At 38.6% G+C, this 17,628-nt stretch carries 12 protein-coding genes; 4 read left to right on the top strand and 8 right to left on the bottom strand.

Annotated features, from left to right (window positions below):
• Nucleotides 1-73: 73 nt before the first annotated feature.
• Nucleotides 74-3,670 (bottom strand): response regulator, encoded by a 3,597-nt coding sequence (locus AACU33_RS27025; protein WP_096595403.1) that lies wholly within the window; start codon nt 3,668-3,670, stop codon nt 74-76.
• Between the two features lie 328 nt (nt 3,671-3,998).
• On the opposite strand from AACU33_RS27025, the gene AACU33_RS27030 reads away from it, so the two are divergent.
• Nucleotides 3,999-4,214: a hypothetical protein gene (locus AACU33_RS27030; protein ID WP_096592526.1), complete on the top strand. Its 216-nt coding sequence runs from the start codon at nt 3,999-4,001 to the stop codon at nt 4,212-4,214.
• A gap of 237 nt (nt 4,215-4,451) precedes the next feature.
• On the opposite strand, the gene AACU33_RS27035 is transcribed toward AACU33_RS27030, so the two are convergent.
• Nucleotides 4,452-5,135, bottom strand: coding sequence for a hypothetical protein (locus tag AACU33_RS27035; RefSeq protein ID WP_096592529.1), 684 nt, complete (start codon nt 5,133-5,135; stop codon nt 4,452-4,454).
• Between the two features lie 305 nt (nt 5,136-5,440).
• Between AACU33_RS27035 and AACU33_RS27040 the strand changes: the two genes are divergently transcribed.
• Nucleotides 5,441-5,623 carry a CsbD family protein gene (locus AACU33_RS27040; protein WP_096595404.1) on the top strand — a complete coding sequence of 61 codons (183 nt, stop codon included), beginning with the start codon at nt 5,441-5,443 and terminating at the stop codon, nt 5,621-5,623.
• A 123-nt stretch (nt 5,624-5,746) separates the two neighbouring features.
• Entirely contained in the window at nt 5,747-5,956 is a 210-nt protein-coding gene (gene psb35, locus AACU33_RS27045) for a photosystem II assembly protein Psb35 (RefSeq protein WP_339376522.1), read from the top strand.
• 75 nt (nt 5,957-6,031) lie between these two features.
• Here psb35 and AACU33_RS27050 read toward each other — a convergent pair whose 3' ends face one another.
• Nucleotides 6,032-7,135 carry a sensor histidine kinase gene (locus AACU33_RS27050; protein ID WP_096592531.1) on the bottom strand — a complete coding sequence of 368 codons (1,104 nt, stop codon included), beginning with the start codon at nt 7,133-7,135 and terminating at the stop codon, nt 6,032-6,034.
• 300 nt (nt 7,136-7,435) lie between these two features.
• Between AACU33_RS27050 and AACU33_RS27055 the strand changes: the two genes are divergently transcribed.
• Entirely contained in the window at nt 7,436-8,149 is a 714-nt protein-coding gene (locus AACU33_RS27055; RefSeq protein WP_096592534.1) for a response regulator, read from the top strand.
• 144 nt (nt 8,150-8,293) lie between these two features.
• Here the strand turns inward: AACU33_RS27055 and AACU33_RS27060 are convergent, their stop codons facing one another.
• The 5 genes from AACU33_RS27060 to AACU33_RS27080 all read right to left on the bottom strand — a co-directional run bounded on the left by AACU33_RS27060 (nt 8,294) and on the right by AACU33_RS27080 (nt 17,358).
• Nucleotides 8,294-8,698 carry a phosphomannose isomerase type II C-terminal cupin domain gene (locus AACU33_RS27060; protein WP_096592537.1) on the bottom strand — a complete coding sequence of 135 codons (405 nt, stop codon included), beginning with the start codon at nt 8,696-8,698 and terminating at the stop codon, nt 8,294-8,296.
• A gap of 160 nt (nt 8,699-8,858) precedes the next feature.
• A complete protein-coding gene (locus tag AACU33_RS27065) occupies nt 8,859-10,202 on the bottom strand; it encodes a PQQ-dependent sugar dehydrogenase (RefSeq protein ID WP_096592539.1) in 1,344 nt (447 codons plus the stop codon).
• Nucleotides 10,203-10,367: 165 nt separating this feature from the next.
• Nucleotides 10,368-12,671: an NACHT domain-containing protein gene (locus AACU33_RS27070; RefSeq protein WP_096592542.1), complete on the bottom strand. Its 2,304-nt coding sequence runs from the start codon at nt 12,669-12,671 to the stop codon at nt 10,368-10,370.
• Nucleotides 12,672-12,911: 240 nt separating this feature from the next.
• The gene (locus AACU33_RS27075) at nt 12,912-14,105 is read right to left on the bottom strand and encodes a two-component system response regulator (protein ID WP_096592545.1); all 1,194 of its coding nucleotides are present in this window, start codon (nt 14,103-14,105) and stop codon (nt 12,912-12,914) included.
• On the bottom strand, nt 14,083-17,358 hold the full coding sequence (locus AACU33_RS27080) for a PAS domain S-box protein (RefSeq protein ID WP_096592547.1): 3,276 nt from the start codon (nt 17,356-17,358) through the stop codon (nt 14,083-14,085). Before AACU33_RS27080 ends, AACU33_RS27075 begins: the two co-directional genes overlap by 23 nt.
• Between the last annotated feature and the right edge of the window lie 270 nt (nt 17,359-17,628).

Raw genomic sequence — 17,628 nt, forward strand, 5'->3', positions numbered from 1 at the left:
GAGAACAAAAAATTATTTAACTGATTCTTTCTCAAGATTGCACGGGGTCATCCATAAGATAGTGCGTAGCCTTTTACCGATACAACCAAACTCGCAGCAGTGATAGTAATTGCTCTGTATCTACAGGTTTAGTAATATAATCTGAGGCTCCGGCTTCGATGCATTTTTCGCGATCGCCTTGCATAGCTTTTGCAGTTAAAGCAATTATTGGCAGCGAACGAAATTGCTGGTGTTGGCGGATAGCATGAGTTGTTTCATAACCATCCATTTCTGGCATCATTACATCCATTAAGACGGCATTGATATCAGGGTTGGCTTGCAATATTTCAATGCCATCTCTACCATTTTCAGCAAATAATACTTGCATTTGATAGCCTTCTAACAAGCTAGTAATTGCAAAGATATTGCGCACGTCATCATCAATAATTAAAATCTTTTTATGTGCAAGTATCGAGTCAGAACTACGCAGTTGCTCTAATATTTGCCGCTTCGGCTGGGGTAAATTGGCTTGGATGCGATGTAGAAATAAGGCAGTTTCATCGAGTAAACGCTCAGGCGATCGCACATCTTTGATAATTATTGTTTCTGCTAGGCGGCGCAGTTGGGTTTCTTCTTGACGGGAGAGTTGTTTGCCTGTATAGACAATAATCGGAATTTTCCGTAAGTTCGGTTGTTTTTTAATTTGCTCAATTAGTTCTAACCCAGTCATATCAGGTAAGCCCAAATCCAGCACTATGCAATCAATCTGCTGGGATTGCAATGTTGCTAAAGCAGCGGCGGCGGAATTTGCGGCTGTACTATGAACGTCGCCATTGCCAATGAGTTCAATGATACTGCGGGCTTGCAATGGGTCGTCTTCAATTACCAGCAAGTTTCTCACTTTACGCTCGACAAAGCCTTTAATATCACTTAAGGCTTCAGTTAATTGTTCTTTAGAAACAGGCTTTTGTAAGTAGGCGATCGCGCCTAACTCTAAGCCGCGTTGCTGGCGATCGTCAACAGAAAAGATGTGTACTGGAATGTGGCGTGTTTCCAGATCGTGTTTGAGACGGTCTAGCACCATCCAACCATCCATATCTGGCATACAAATATCTAAGGTAATCGCATCGGGTTTAAATTGTTGTGCTAGAGCTAAACCTTGTTTACCGTGCAAAGCGACTACAACCTTAAATCCTTGTGCTTGACCCATTTCTAGCAAAATGCGGGCGAATTTCACATCATCTTCGATCGCTAGCAAAACTCTGTCACCCGATTGAATATGATTGCGATCGTCTGGAATTTCCGTTTGCAAAGAAGGCGCGATCGCCAGTGAAGAAACTTTCTTTTGGTCTTCTTTGCTTTTGCGATCGGGAATATTTTCTGGTTGAGTTTCTGCTGTTGTCCAAACTTTGTGTAAAGGTAAATAAAGCGTAAAAGTACTTCCTTGTCCTGGTTGGCTAACTAGTTCAATTCTCCCACCCAAAAGGTGAGCCAGTTCGCGGCTGATAGATAAACCTAAGCCTGTTCCCCCATATTTACGGCTGGTTGTCCCATCTGCTTGTTGGAAAGCTTCAAAAATCAGTTGCTGCTTGTCTGTGGGTACGCCAATACCTGTATCTTTGACGGCAAAAGCAACTGTATCGGCTGAAGCCATGCTAATTTGTAAAGTGACTCCGCCCTGTTCGGTAAACTTAAAAGCGTTCCCTAACAAATTATTCAAGATTTGTTGTAAGCGTTTGAGATCGGTATTAAAACTCTGCGGCAATTTTGGATCGATTTCAATATTAAAACTTAGCCCTTTTTCTAGAGCAACTTCGCGGAATGTCGCTCGGAAATGGCTTTGCAAATCTCCAAAATTTACTTGCTTATTCTCTACAATAAAAGTACCAGATTCGATTTTAGCTAAATCTAAAATTTCATTAATTAATTCTAATAAATCTGTTCCAGCAGCATATATAGTTTGGCTATATTCTATTTGCTTATCTGTTAAGTTGCCCTCAGGGTTTTCTGACATCAATCTTGCTAAAATTAGCAAGCTATTTAAAGGTGTCCGCAACTCATGGGACATATTTGCTAAAAATTCTGACTTATATTTAGAAGTTACAGTTAATTGCTTGGCTTTCTGTTCTAAAGCTAACCTAGCTTGCTCTATCTGTTGATTTTTCGCTTCAACTTCTCGTTTTTGTACTGCTAACAATTCTGCTTTTTCTTCCAACTCCTCATTTAAAGCTTGTAATTCTTCATTAGATTGTTGTAATTCTTCCTGTTGTTGTTTTAATAGTAATTGCGATTCTTCTAATTCCTGTGCCTGTTCTTGCAAAAGTTGATTGCTGTGCTTGAGTTCTTCTTGCTGAGTTTGTAGTTCCTCAGTCAATGCTTGAGATTGCTGGAGTAGTTGCTGAGTGAGCATATCAGCATTAATAGCATTTAACGCTATGCCAATTACTTCGCTAACTTGCTCCAAAAATACTAAATGTAATTCATTAAAATGTTGAAACGATGCTAATTCAATTACAGATGTCACCTTGTTTTCAAACAATACAGGCAAAACCACAATATTTAATGGCGGAGCTTCGCCTAAGCCCGAACTAATCCGAATATAATCATTAGGAACTTGTGTTAGTAAAATTCTCTGCTTTTCTAAAGCACATTGTCCTACTAATCCTTCTCCTAAATGAAATTGATTGGCTAAATTTTTGCGTTCGCTGTAAGCATAGCTAGCAAGTAACTTCAATACAGGCCGATCTTCCCTGCCATCCATTACATAGAAAACTCCTTGTTGCGCTCCAACTAAAGGTGCTAGCCGCGATAAGAGTAATTGAGTAACATTTGCTAAATTTCTGCGCCCTTGCAGGATATTACTAAACTCAGCTAAATTCGATTTTAACCAATTTTCGGCTTCATTTTTTTGCTGATTTTCTCTTAAATTAACAACCATTTGATTGAAACTACGTGTTAGTGCGCCTATCTCATCTTGACGTAATGTATGTGGTAAATTAGCTGACAAATCGCCATCAGCAATCTTTTCTGCTTGGCGAGAAATTTGTCTTAGAGGTTTGGAGATATTGCGCGACAACAAATAGCCAATTAAAGCTATCAAGATAAAAGATATCGGAATACCATAGGTAATAGTAGCGAGAGTTTCCCCGGCTGCTATTTTTGCTTTCTTAGAACGTTGCTCTAATAATTGGCGTTCTTCTGTTTTCATCTCATCAGTTAGGTTGCGGATTCTCTCCATGAGCTGCTTCCCCTGATTTAAAAGCACTATTTTCTGCGCTGCTTCAAAGCCTTGACTTTGTCGCACTTCAACCACTCTTTGCATTAGATTTACCCTTTCAACTACCAGCGGCTGCAACATATCAAGGCGACGTTGTTGATTGGGGTTATCGGTGGTGAGAGTACGCAGTTTTTGGAGAGGTTGATCTATGGATTTTATTGCTGTCTGATACGGCTCTAGATAAGGCGGCGCTCCTGTAATGAGATAACCGCGTTGTCCAGTTTCAGCTTTTAAAAGTCTGGAGCTGACTTCTTCAATCAGCGCCAGCACTTGGTATGTATGACTTTCCAAAGATGAAGTTGTAATCAAGGCATTAGCAGTGCGATAGGAGATGATACCAATCGCGCTTAAAATTGCTAGACCGAGAGCGAAACTAGCTCCGATTTTGCTTCCTATCTTCAAACGCTTTAACATTTCTAATGTCAATTTCGACTATATTGGTTTTTAAATATTACTTTTTCTGCCTTGTTTTAATCACAAAGATATTACATAATTGGTAACACTACATTTTTTAACAGTTTTTATATTATTTTAACAGAAAGTAATACAAATGCGATCGCTGCGATCGTTAACTAAAAAAAATAAGTTTATAAAAAATAATATTTAATCTGTAGATTTAAGAAATTAATTCTCTAGAATTAAGCTATTAACCTCTGCATTTAAACTTTCGATAGATAATGAAATAGAAATCTTACACTATAAATTTAAATAGAAATGATATTTATGAAAAACGGTGATTGCAATGAGTGCCAAAACTTTGACAATACCTAAATTTTCTCAAGGACAAACCGTAGAATTTATTGGCGGAGAAGGAATGATAGTTAAATGCAGCCCTAATTCTCAAACTTGGGCTTATCTTGTAGAAATGCAAATGGGAGAAGAACCAGAAATGGGTAGAATTGGTTATGAAACTACGATTATGTTATTTGAGACAGATATTGCATTGTCAGTAAACTAGTAGTGCGACAAGCTAGTCAAAAGTCAAAAGAATTATATCTCAGGCTTTTGCATCGCTGAATTTCAATGCGCTCTTGCCGAAATCTAAATCTATAATATATCAAGTGTATCCCCACAAATCAATTTCTATATAAGGAGCTTTTTGTTGGTAAATTTAGCAGCTAGTTTCAATCTTTTTAATAAAAATATTTATCAGCAGTCTAGCTAGAGACTGCTTTTTTTATGCTGGATAAAATCATCAAACTTTATGAACAGCGTAACTACTAAGTGGATAATAAATCTGGAAGTCTTCAACTCCATTAGCTTGCAAAATAGTTTTTGCAGCTGCAATTTGAATATCGGTACCACCTAGCACTAATAGATAACCATCCAAATGCAAAAAACTTTTATAATTCCTGGCAATATTTTCTGGGATTTTTAAGATTATCCAGTCATCTTTACTAAATACCTTGACCTCCCTAATGATTTCATTCATGAGTATTCTTTCTGCTACCAAAGAAATTTGATTCATGGGATAGCCGGCTACTTTTAACTCCAAAATAGCTCGTTCTATATTTTGTTGATTAAAAAACAAACAAACTGCATTTTTATAGCGACCTGTAGACAGTGATGACGCTGAAGAAACTGACCAGCGTTGAATGCTTCCTTGGCTGAGAATTTTTTCAGCTAGGTTGATTTCTTCTGGAGTAGCTTTTACTATTACTAAGTAGTTACCTTGGGAAACTAAATCAGTCAAAACATTGATATCTTCTTCAGAAATTCCCAAACTTGATAGTAAACTACTTAGACGACTAGTGACGGCACAAACTACAGATACTTTAATCATGGGTAAGTTAGCAGCTATTAATTGAAAAACTGCTAATTCTACATCTGAAAATTTGGCAAAAACGCCTACTGCTATTTGCTGTGTTGCTAATGTCATTTTTTTATTCTTGCGATCGCTAGCTAGATAAATTATCAGTTCTGCCGTCTGTATGCCGCCTATCTAGGGGTTCAAAACCCTTTATCTGGAGAAGGAACTGCGCATCTATCTGCTTCTATCTGAAGATTTTGGTTGTGAATCTTAGAGATTAATTGAACTATTAATAAACTATGTATTACGAATAAAAAGAATCTCATTAACTCTATTCTCAAGATAGAATCTTTTTCCAAAATAAACCGTTAATCTATAAACATTGGATGGCTCAAGCAGCCTTAAGTAAATATACAAAATCACAGGAGCGTATTATGAGTCTAGAAAATAGAGCTAAAGCTGTTGCTAAAAATATCGAAGGTAAAGTGCAAGAAGCAATCGGTGAAGTTACTGGCAACCCTAACGATAAAGCAGAAGGACAAGCAAAGCAAGCAGAATCTCAGGTTCGCCATACAGCCGAAAACCTCAAAGATGAAGTTAAGAAGGCTTTAGACTAATAACAGCCATTTTAGAAAGAAGGGATAATAAACATAATTTTATCCCTTCTTGTTAGAAATAATCATAGTCTTAATAATAAGACTTCTAGCTATGATTTCTTAGTAAATTCAGGTTTAAAAATGATGATGAATATTGTCTTTAGTTACCTTTTGACGCAAGCACCTGTAGCAGCAGAAAGCAGTGCTAGCTACTCTATTGCTTTAACAACTGTTTTAATTGTCGGTTTTGTTGCAGCTGCAATTATTGGATCTATTGCTTGGTACAATTCTAAACGTCCTGTAGGTTGGGAAGATAAAGAACGTCCTGATTTCGTTCCCGATGTTGATAAGTAATTGAATTAAGTGTCTCCTTGTTTGCCATAGTGTCTATAGTGTTCGCTACCTGTCATAGCGGACGCTATTTTATTTTTATTTAGGTAAACTGATAGTAAATGTACTCCCATGTCCCGGTTCAGACTCTACATTAATTGCACCTTGATGTGATTCAATAATGCAACGAGATAAATAAAGTCCTAAACCACTACCCGAACCTGTGTGTTTACCCGGACGAAATCTTTCAAATAAAAATGCTTGGTCTTGTTGAGAAATTCCCGGGCCTGTGTCTTGAATTTTAATGAGTACGTTATTAGCATCTAAAGATAAGCTGACATCTATATATCCTGTTGCTGTGAATTTAATTGCATTGCCGATAATATTTGTTAAAACTCGTCGCAATTCTATGCGATCGCCCATTACCATATTTGCTGATTCTGGCTCTAAATCTAGCTTTTCGCCGAGTTCTACCTTTAAATCTAAGTTTTTTTCTTCTGCTAGCGGCTTCAATTCTTGGGTCACTTCCCGAACTAATTCTCGAATATCAAAGGGAAAGAATTTTAAATGTTTGGAACCAGCTTCATGTCTATAAACTTCTAATAAAGTATTCACCATTTCCAGCAAATCTTGATTGCTACCAATCATAGTATTAATAATTTGGGCAAATTCTGGCGTAACCGAGCAAAACATCCCTTCTCGCATTAACTTTAATACTCTATTTGCAGCTGCTAATGGTGTTCGTAAATCGTGAGTAAACCGCGAAACGAAATCTTCTCGTAAACTAGCCATATGGTCGCGTTCATCTATAGTATGCTTTAAACGTAAAAGCGAACGAACCCTTGCATTTAACTCATCTGGATCGAATGGCTTGCGAATAAAATCATCAGCACCTGCATCAAGTCCTTCAACAACACTAGAGTAAATATGCGCAGTAATTAATAAAATAGGAATGTATGGTAAGTTTTGATTTTGGCGAATGCGACGAGTGAATTCATAGCCATCTAATTCAGGCATCATAATATCAAGCAGTACTATGTCTGGCGGCGACTGCTCAACTATAGCCAAAGCACTTTTACTATCTTGCGCTAAAATAATTTCGTAGTTATCTTCTTGTAAAACTGTTTCTAACAGTATTAAATTGTCATACACATCATCAACTACTAAGATGCGATCTTGTTTGACAGAATTATTTAGTGACATGGCTAATTAAAAAAATAACTGTTTAAGTGTGCTAACTTCAATTCACAATTCTCTGAATTTTGATTTTATTCGGCTATGTTCTGCAATTCTTACTATCAACATAAAATCTATCAATGGATAGATGCAAAAAAAATTTTAGTAAAGTTGCAGATTTTTGTCTTTTGATGCATATTTTACGACTTTAGTTAGATGTATTTTTGAGAAAATTAATATCATCTCCTTTTTGGTATAAACTTCAAAGTAAGATAGCAAAGTCATTTTATTCTGTAATTTAGATAATCCTGGTTAGAGGTAACAGCCATGAGTGAGATTAAGGTCGTTGTGATTGAAGACCACAACCTTACCAGAATAGGCTTACGGGCTGCTTTACAAGCTGAGGCAGACCTTAAAATTATTGGTGAGGCTGCTAACGCAACGGATGGATTGGAACTGCTGTTGCAGCTAAAGCCAGATGTTGCCACCATTGACATCGGTTTACCAGATATGGATGGCATTGAGTTAACTCGCAGGTATCGGCAATACCAACAAGAGAATCCAGATTTAACAACAAAACTTTTGATTCTCACCATGCAAAACAGCGAGGAAGCTGTATTAGCTGCATTTGGGGCGGGTGCAGATTCTTACTGCATGAAGGATATTGAGAGCGATCGCTTAGTAGATGCAGTCAAAACAACTTATACTGGTAGTCCCTGGATTGACCCAGCAATCGCAGATGTGGTACTCAAGCAAGTACGCCAAGACAACGTTACCTCAGGAACTAGTGGCAAAAGGGTAATGATTGATGGGCTGGACTCAGAACTGGAGAAAACTATCGAGACTTGTCCCTTAACTCAACGCGAAACCGAAGTGTTGGAGTTAATTGTAGCTGGATGTGATAACGCAGAAATTGCTAACAAACTTTATTTAACTGTCGGTACTGTAAAAACTCACGTTCGGGGTATTTTGAGCAAACTCTGTGTTGCAGATCGAACCCAAGCGGCTGTTAGGGCTTTGCGTGCTGGTTTGGTGCATTAGAGAGCAAAATTCAGTCACAATTGAGGCGATCGCTAACTTGCAAAACACCTTATACGCATAATTAGTATGACACGGAGAGTAGCCTGAAATCTCTTCTCCATGTCTAATGTTAACTTCATTAGTTTAGATGCCCCTGTAGGTGGCTTAGATTTCGTTGGCTGACTTAACCAAATTTAAATCGTAAGGACGCTCAATATCATCTTCACCTAAATACTCACCATTTTGAATTTCCAAAATCACCAGTGGAATCGAACCGGGATTTTCTACTTTATGTAGAGTTGCGGCTGGAACGTATGTTGACTCGTTGCGATTCAATAATATTTCCTTGTCACCACAAGTTACTTTGGCAACACCAGAGACTACAACCCAATGTTCGTTGCGATGATAATGGATTTGGGGTTTGATGCCGTGCCGAGGCTTGATTTCTACACGGCTAATTCTATAGTTTTCACCCTCTTCTACAACCTCTACATTTCCCCAGTATCTTGTACCAGAATGAGAAGAAGATGGAGCAGTATTTGATTGCTCATTATTTTCTTGCTGTGACATAAATAATTTCTCAACCTGCTATGACTATTGTTTTGTCAATAATCTAGCGTAAAACGGTTAAGCTGAGGATAAATGAGACGGCAGAAGTACTTTAGCTTTGACTAGACAGCAGAATTATATTTTTAAGCCTTCTGCTATCTGTCTTTCTCTCCCTTAATTTTTAACTTCCTGCGTACTGAATGCGATAAATGCGATTATTGGCTTCTTCTGTCACCAACAAACTGCCATCAGGTAATGTCAGTAAACCTACAGGTCGCCCCCAAGTAGTTGGTGTAGATGGATTGAGCAAAAATCCTGTGAGAAAGTCTTCATAGTAACCTTGCGGTCGTCCCTTAGTATCAAAAGAGACAAATACAACTTTGTAACCCGTACCGCGATCGCGATTCCAAGAACCACGAAAAGCGACAAAAGCTCCGTTACGATATTTTTCTGGGAAAGTCTTACCATCATAAAATTGCAAACCCAAGGCGGCTGAGTGCGCTTGAAACAGCACATCTGGGGTACGAGTACGGGCTGCTAAATCGGGTCTTCTACTTCTATTATTTGTTTTCTGACGTGGGTCAAGATTATTCGGTGCGAGGTAAGCATAAGGCCAGCCGTAGAATTCTCCCTTTTGGAGCCGTGTCAGGTAATCTGGTACTAAGTCATCGCCGATACCATCGCGTTCGTTAACCGTAGTGTATAGTTCCTTCGTAACTGGATGGAAGTCCAAACCCACGGGATTACGCAAGCCATCAGCAAAAGTCTGTTTTTGGGAACCATCCAAATTCATTTGCTGTACCGAAGCCCGTGGTAAGGATTCTTGCTGTACGTTAGTTTCCGAACCAACAGAAACATAGAGTTTGTTACCATCAGGCGAAACTACAACATTACGAGTCCAGTGCTGGTTATAGCCACCTCCAGGAAGATCGGCAATTTTTTTGCCCGTACCAGTGAGTTGCTGTTGACCTTTCGTGTAGGGAAACTGTAGCACTGCATCGGTATTACCTAAAAAGAAGGAATTACCACTAAAAGCCATACCAAAAGGAATATTTAGACCATTTTTGGCACTTGCAAACGTCTGGCGTACATCAGCCACCCCATCTCCATTGCTGTCGCGCAACAGCCGAATGCGATTTTGTCTAGTTTCTGTCACCAGCACATCACCATTAGGAGTTAAAGCCAGCCAACGAGGTGCTTCTAAACCGTCAGCAAAGACATTAACTTTAAATCCTGGCGGTACGCGCAGCACTGGCTTTTGCGGAATTGGTACAACCTCTGGACTTTTAGAAGCACTTTCTGTAGCGAAAGGTGCTGGTAGATCGCTCAGGTTAATACGGATGGGTGTGGGTGAAAGCGGTTCAGTGGGAATGACATTGTTCTGCTGTGTCGAATTCTCTGCCAACTCAACTGAAGATGCTGATGGTTGCGGCGTGGCATTATCTAAGGAGGCGCGAGTCTGATTACAGGCTGTTAGTGTAGTAAACAACAAAAGTAGTGACAATAAACGCGCAGATAATTTCATAACTAGAAGCTTCCGAGAGTGGCAACAGAAAAACAGCTTGGTATTCATTTTTGAGTGTACCGAAAGCGCCGTCATTGCCCATCCCTCTGAAGAGTGGAGATTGGGATTAGGAAGCAAGGGGAAATTAAATGCTTTGCTTTTGACTCTGGACTATATAACAAATGACTATTGACTTAATAGCAAACTATTCTCTATCGATTCCCGCACATCAGGAGTCACATTCGCAGCATTATTGAGGCAATCTAATATTAATTCATTGGCATACCAATAATGTTGCAATTCCTGCCAATCTTTTTGGTTAAACTGCCAAGCATGACCAATTTGACGAGAAGCGATCGCTAAATTACGCAATTTCTCAATCCAAGTTTCTCCATGAGTTTGCCACCAAAGTTTTAATGCTTCTCTACTTTGTTTTTGTGATGGTAGTTGGTTTTTTAAATCTTGTAGCGATATCTTTAACGATGGCTGCTCTGTCAACAGATGTTCCAAATCTAAAGCTAAACTCAAAGTAAATAAGCGTTGAAAAAATATCTCAGCAGTCATCGTCAAGCTGACAGAAAGTGCATGAGTTAGAGCTAAATCTAAAGCTAAATCATTAGCCAGATTTCCTGCTAGCCGCGGATCTAAAGATAGAGCAAAAATTTGATTGCGGGCTAAAGGATGTTCTGGTGGTAGGGCAATAGTAATGTAAAAGGCGCGTACGCTAGCTGGATGATAGTCTTGGTTTACAGCAGTGGATTTAGCCGCTACCCAATTGCAGAAAGCCTTTAATTTTTCATTGCTAGTTACTAACTTATCAGTTTGTTGCTTCATTATCTGCAACAAATCATCGGCAGGTTGTAACATCCCTACAGTTAGTAAAAATATTTCTCGCCAACGTTCTTCATGAATGTGAGTGGCTAGTTCTTGTAGTGTTTGAGGATTGGCATTAGCAAAAAATTCTCTGGCTGTAAAATATTCTTGAAAAGTTAAATGTGAAAAAGAATAAATGCCTCTCGCTCGTTCAATTAATAACCCATGTTGCGCTTCAATAGCTTTTAATACAGCTGCACTTTCTAATTCCAAAGCATCTGCATCAGTTGTAGCTTGGGGAAGATGAGATAGATAATCGGCAATGAGTTGCCGCATTTTAGCTTCTGGAAGAAAGAAATCTCTTTGGGTAAATGTAATTGCGGCAATGCGACTTAGCAATTTGATTTTTTGGAGTAAAGATAAATTGCGATAAATTTTATCTCGTTTAATGCCCCTTGCTTCATCCCAGTGTACTAGTAGTAAATCTAAACCTTGTTTATATAGTTCAGCACGCTGAGAGGGAAAATCTTCCACAAATTGAAATAATAAACAGGTAAGATTTAACAGAATTGGTGTAGAAGCCAATTCTAAAATTCTTGCATTCTCTGGTAGTTCTAATTTTTGAATAAACTTATGGGCTAATGATTGTGCTTTGGCTGGAGGTCTTTTGGCAACTGCTAAAAACCATTTTCTCGCAAAGGTAGCAATTTGCGATTTAGTAAAATCAGCAATTTCTACTTCAGTAAATCCTTGAAATCTATAATATTGAGCAGCAATACGGCAGGTAATAATAATTCTATTTTTCGGGAAAGTCTCAATAAATTGTCTAATATTTTTAATAATTCTTTCGCTATCTGCTTCGGCAACTTCATCTAAAGCATCTAATAAAATTAAAGCTTTACCTTGAGCAAATACTGTAAAAATTTGCTGTTCGTTAATCTCAAAGCTAAAAAAATAGTTATGAATATAACTTACTAAACTTGTCTGGGGAGATTCCCTAGTATCTTCAGCCAGGTTTTTTAAATTGATAAAAATTGGCAGACAATCAGGTTGAAAAATCCCTTGATTACAACTAATAGCAATTGATTGTAAAAATGTAGTTTTACCAGAGCCGGGTTTTCCTAAAACCATCAGCTTTGAATATTGTAAAACTGCTTCTAGTCCAGCAACCCGCTTTTGACGTACTTTACCTAAGCCAAATCTGTCAAATTTATCCCGATCGCATTTTTGTAGATCGTTAATATTTATCCATGTCTGGCTATTCATTTCCTCCAAGATATTGACATCAACATATAGTTGATTCAAATCTACAGGCTGGGCAATATCTAAAATATGCAAAGTACCGCACTGGGCGTGAATTTTGTCATAGTGAATAGACCGCAGCTTTTCGACTAGACTATGAGTATCTAAAGTCAACTGAGCAGGATTCTCTGCCAGAAAGACTTCATCATCAGTAGGTTTTTGTAAAATTTCTGCCGGATTTAGATCTAAAACTAAGCATATCTCGTTAAAGGCTTGGCGATCTATCGGTTTACCTGTGAAAAACTTCCATATTGGCTGACGAGTCTCTAAACCAACAGTCGCAGCTAAATATTCTTGCGTCCAGCCTTTGCGCTTAAACGCCAGTTTAGCTTTTCTAATACCTTCTACAGATGCTTGGAGCGATCGCTTTGCCATTCTTTTAATCAAAAACTATACACTGATTTTGCCGTTCGTATACAACTTATACAATTTATACGTTATCTTATACCAAAAACATAACACAACCTCTAATACTAGCTCTCTATAATAGTATGCAGTCAGCCAATTCTACATACCCAACTAGCTTATGGCATTGCTACACAATATTTTGCCTTGTAAAGCAATGCCCAAGCTTTTCGTAATAAGTTAAGTGGTTGTTAGTAAGATGTTGGCATATTAAAAAAAATTTTCTAGTTCTGCTGCTGGTAAAGGGCGACTTAAGAGAAAACCTTGCATAGCATCGCAGTTGTATCGCCGTAAGAAATCAAGTTCTGCTTCTGTATCTACACCTTCAGCTACTACGCGTAAATTTAGACTGTGAGCCATTTGAATTACGGCTTGTGTCAGTTCTGATTTCTCAAAATTATTGTCTACATTATGAATATAATATCGTCCAATTTTTAAGGTGTTAACTGGTAATTCTTTGAGTTTAGTTAAAGAACAATAAGCAATCCCAAAATCATCAATAGCGATTTTGACACCTAGAGAACGCAATTTAGCAATGATGGCGATCGCATTATTGATGTTTTGTAGAATTATGCTTTCGCTAATTTCGATTTCTAGACGTTCTGGTGCCAATTTGTTATTCATCAATAGTGACGATATCTCTTCGGTGAAATCTGGAGAATAAAATTGACTGCCAGATACATTAAAATTAATCGTCAAGGATAACAAATTAAGATTATCTTGCCAGATCTTCATCTGTTCGCAGATGTTAGTAAATACCCATTTTTCAATAGGTACAATTAAACCTGTAGATTCAGCTAATTGCATAAACTCTAGTGGCGGAACCGAGCCTAATTCAAGGCTTTGCCATCGCAATAAACTTTCGGCTGCAATTATCTTACCTGAGGCAATATCTACTATTGGTTGATAATATAAATCGAATTCCTGAAATTTGTTTTCTTTGACGACTCGCTGTAAATAAATTTCTAATAACTGCATTTTTGGTGAGAATGCCACATTTGCAGGCTGGCTTGATAATAAATGCTTTTTTAACGCAGCCTGTTTTTCTAAACGGTTGACAATTGCACTTAATAGTTCAGCACGGGTAAATGGCTTAGTTAGATAGTCATCAGCACCCAAATCCATACCTTGTCGAAAGTCAGCTTTCGCAGATTTAGCAGTCAAAAAAATAAAGGGAATTGTTGCGGTTAAGGGGTCTTGACGTAATGTGGTTAACACGCCATAACCATCAATTTCGGGCATCATCATATCGCACAAAATCAAATCGGGAATTTCGGAGAATGCTAAATTTAACCCGATTCTGCCATTGGCAGCAGCAAGCGTATCAAAATCCTCAGCTTCTAGTAAATCTAAAAGATTTTCTCGCACTAATTCTTCATCTTCAATTACTAAAATTTTTGTCATAATTCCCACCTGATTGCATTTGGTTTTTTAATGGTAGAGTGACTGTAAACTTAGACCCAACTCCCAATGTAGAGGATACAGAGATATCACCCTGGTGGATATCAATACATTTTTTCACAATTGACAATCCCAAACCAGTACCGAGTATATTACCTACATTACTAGCCCGATGAAATGATTTAAATAGGTGCGATATATCTTCTGGCGGAATCCCGATTCCTTGGTCTTGGATTTCAAATATTGCTTGCCCATCTTGGCATGTTAAAGTCAATGCAACATTGCTATCAGATGGGGAATATTTGATCGCATTCGAGAGTAAGTTATTAAGTATGTGTCCCAACAATTTTTCATCCATAAAACATGGTATAACTTCAGGATGGGTATTAAAAGAAATTCGACGCTGATTATTGAGATCTAGCTCAAAATCTTCGATTAATTGGCAGCAGTATTCAACCAAATCGAAAGATGTTGGTTGATAGTCTAGTATTCCCGCATCTGCTTTACCGATAAACAAAACTTCGTTTAACATATCTGTCATGCGACTGACAGCACTTTGAATACGGCGCAGGTGAATGAGTTGTTTTTCTTGAGTCCATTTATGTCGGTAATGTTCTAGCAACTCTGCGGAAGAAAGGATAGTACTCAAGGGTGTGCGAAATTCATGGGAAGTCATGGAGATAAAACGAGATTTAAGTTCGTTGAGTTCTTTCTCTTTCTCTAGTGCGTGAATTAACTCTTGTTCTAATTGCTTTTGTTCTGTAATATCTGCCCAATAACCGACAAATTCCACTAATTTACCAGTTTCATCTTTCATTAATTTACCTTTGTCACACACCCAACGATAGTTACCATCTTGGTGTAAGAAGCGGTAATTCAAGCTGTAGTGGCCGCGATCTAGTGCTTGGGCAAGTTCGATAAAAATCTCAGATAAATCGTCGGGATGGATATTTCTAGACCAAAAACTTGAATCTTCGACAAATTCCTTGGCTTCATAGCCCATCATCGCTTTGACATTTTCGCTGACGAAAGTTGCACCGAAATCTCCTGATAATTTGCAGGTATAGATAACAGCCGGGGTAGAGGAAAGTAAGTATTGCAATCTTTGTTGGCTGACAAGTAGTGCTGTTTCTGCTTGCTTGCGATCGCTAATATCTGTTTGAATGCCGATATAGTGGGTAAGTACGCCAGCCACATCATAAACAGGAGAAATGTTTAATTCGTTCCAAGAAATCCTGCCATCTTTGCGATAATTGCGGAGAATCACGGAGCAGTCTTTACCTGCTTGCATTGCTGCATTGAGTTGTTGTAACTCTAATTGATTAATTCCATTATTTAGGAACAAACAAAAGCTTTGGCCAATGACTTCGCTAGCCCAGTAGCCACTCATGCGCTCGTATGCAGAATTAACATAGATAATTGGGCCGTTGGGAATGCTGGCATCAGCAATCATAATACCATTGCTGCAAGCTGCGATCGCGCGATCGCGGAGTCTCAAACTTTCTTCTGCCAGCTTGCGTTGCGTAACATCAGTATGAATACAAACTGTTCCTAAAACTTTCCCTGTAGCATCCTTCAAGGCGTCAGCGCATAAGTATACTTGCGAAATCCTTCCATTGCGGGCTTGCATAGATACTTCGCCTCGCCACGACTGACCGCTTTGGATACTACTGACTATTTGTTCAAACTCTGCTGGATACTTAAAAATCACATGTCCTCCTCCAGCAGCTCGCAGTTCTTCTAAAGTGTAATCATACAATTTGACAAATGCTGGGTTAACGTAAATAGTTTCACCCAAGATGTTGCCCATACAAACAGCATCGCTGGTACTTTCAATAGCTTTGCGAAAGCCTAAGAGTGACTCTTCAACTAATTTACGCTCGGTAATATCGGTAGAGATCCCACATATTGCATAAACTACACCATTAGCATCTTTTAACGGAAACTTAATCGACAAATAAGTGTGCAACCCATCGGCGTGTGGGACTATTTCTTCAGTTTCTACAGGGATACCATTTGTAATTACTTGTTGGTTATGAACTACAAACTGCTCGGCAATATCTTGGTTCCAAATATCGTAAATGCTTTTCTTTAATATCTGCTCTTGCTTGAGATTGAATAGTTGTTCAAACTTCTTGTTGACCAGTAAGTATTTATTTTCAGCATCTACTAGATAAATTACCGCTGGGGAATTATCGATAATTGCTTGTAACTGCTGTTGAGTATTTCGCAAAGATGTTTCTGCTTGTTGACGCTGGGTAATATCTCGACTCATACCGCGATACCCTTGGAATTTACCTTCAGAGTCAAAGACTGGAACCCCACTTGTTTCCAGCCAAACTAGTTCCCCATTTCGATGCATCTGGATATTCTCCAAACATTGGAATGGTTGGGGAGTAATAAAAATTACCGCAAATTCTTGAGCTATCCTCTCTCGCCTATCCAATGGCATAAATGCCACGGGACTTTTTCCTAAAACTTCTTCTGGTTCGTAGCCCAAAATATCCCTAATTTTGGGGCTGACATAGGTATAGATGCCGTTTTTGTCTACTTCCCAAATTAAATCGCTGCTGGTTTCTATTAAGTTGCGGAACCGTTCTTCACTATCTCTGAGTGCTGCTAGTGCCTGTTGGCGATCGCGTAACGCCGCTTGCTGTTGGCTGATATCGGTAGCTGTGCCTCGATCGGCAATTATTTCTCTGGTATCTGTTTGTTCGGTTACTGCTTGAGCAACAATCCCCGCTTCCGTTTCCTGAGAATGCTGCAAGCGATTTTCTGAACACCATGATAAAGACCATTCGGTATGTATCGATTCTCGATTTTGGAGATTTATCGCAGCACTTTCCTTTACTTGTGGCTCCAAAAGTTGGTAAATGCTATCCCATACGATCGCACCGATTGCTAAACCATACTCATCCGCTACGGGAAGCAAACCCGAATCCGATTGGCGCAACAGAAAAAGTACTGTTGCCAGATCTCCAAGTTCCGATAGCTTCGGAGTCATTGTGATAGTTTGCATAACTTCAGCAATTCTTGTGGTTGTGAAGTCAATCCCTGAAGCTACAAGCCTGACAACATCTTTCTCTGTCAAGCACCCAACTATATCCCCAGCTAATCCGACTAAAGTGCTTTTGCCTTGCTTCGCCATGAGGGCGATCGCATCTAACAACAATGTTTCTGGCTCAACGGTCAATGGCGAAAAATCAACTATTGACTTTAAGCATTTTAGCCACAGAAGTTGTGGTATGGCTTGCATAGATATTGAGTATAGTAATGATTAAAAATAGTTATTTAAGTAAACTGTTTTCTATACTTATAATATTTTTTCTTTCGCCGTTAATGATTGCGAGAGTAGAAATACGGGAAATTTTCTTTATATATACAACATTCTTTTTGGTATGTCTAATGAGAATTTAAGGATAAATGTCTACAATCCTCAAGCTGAATATGAATCATCATTGCAATCTAGAATTAAGTTTACTTAGCGTCACAAAATTAACGTTCAAAACGCCCAAGTAGCGATCGA

This window comes from Calothrix sp. NIES-2098, assembly GCF_963875125.1.
In the GTDB taxonomy this organism is placed as follows: Bacteria; Cyanobacteriota; Cyanobacteriia; order Cyanobacteriales; family Nostocaceae; genus Aulosira.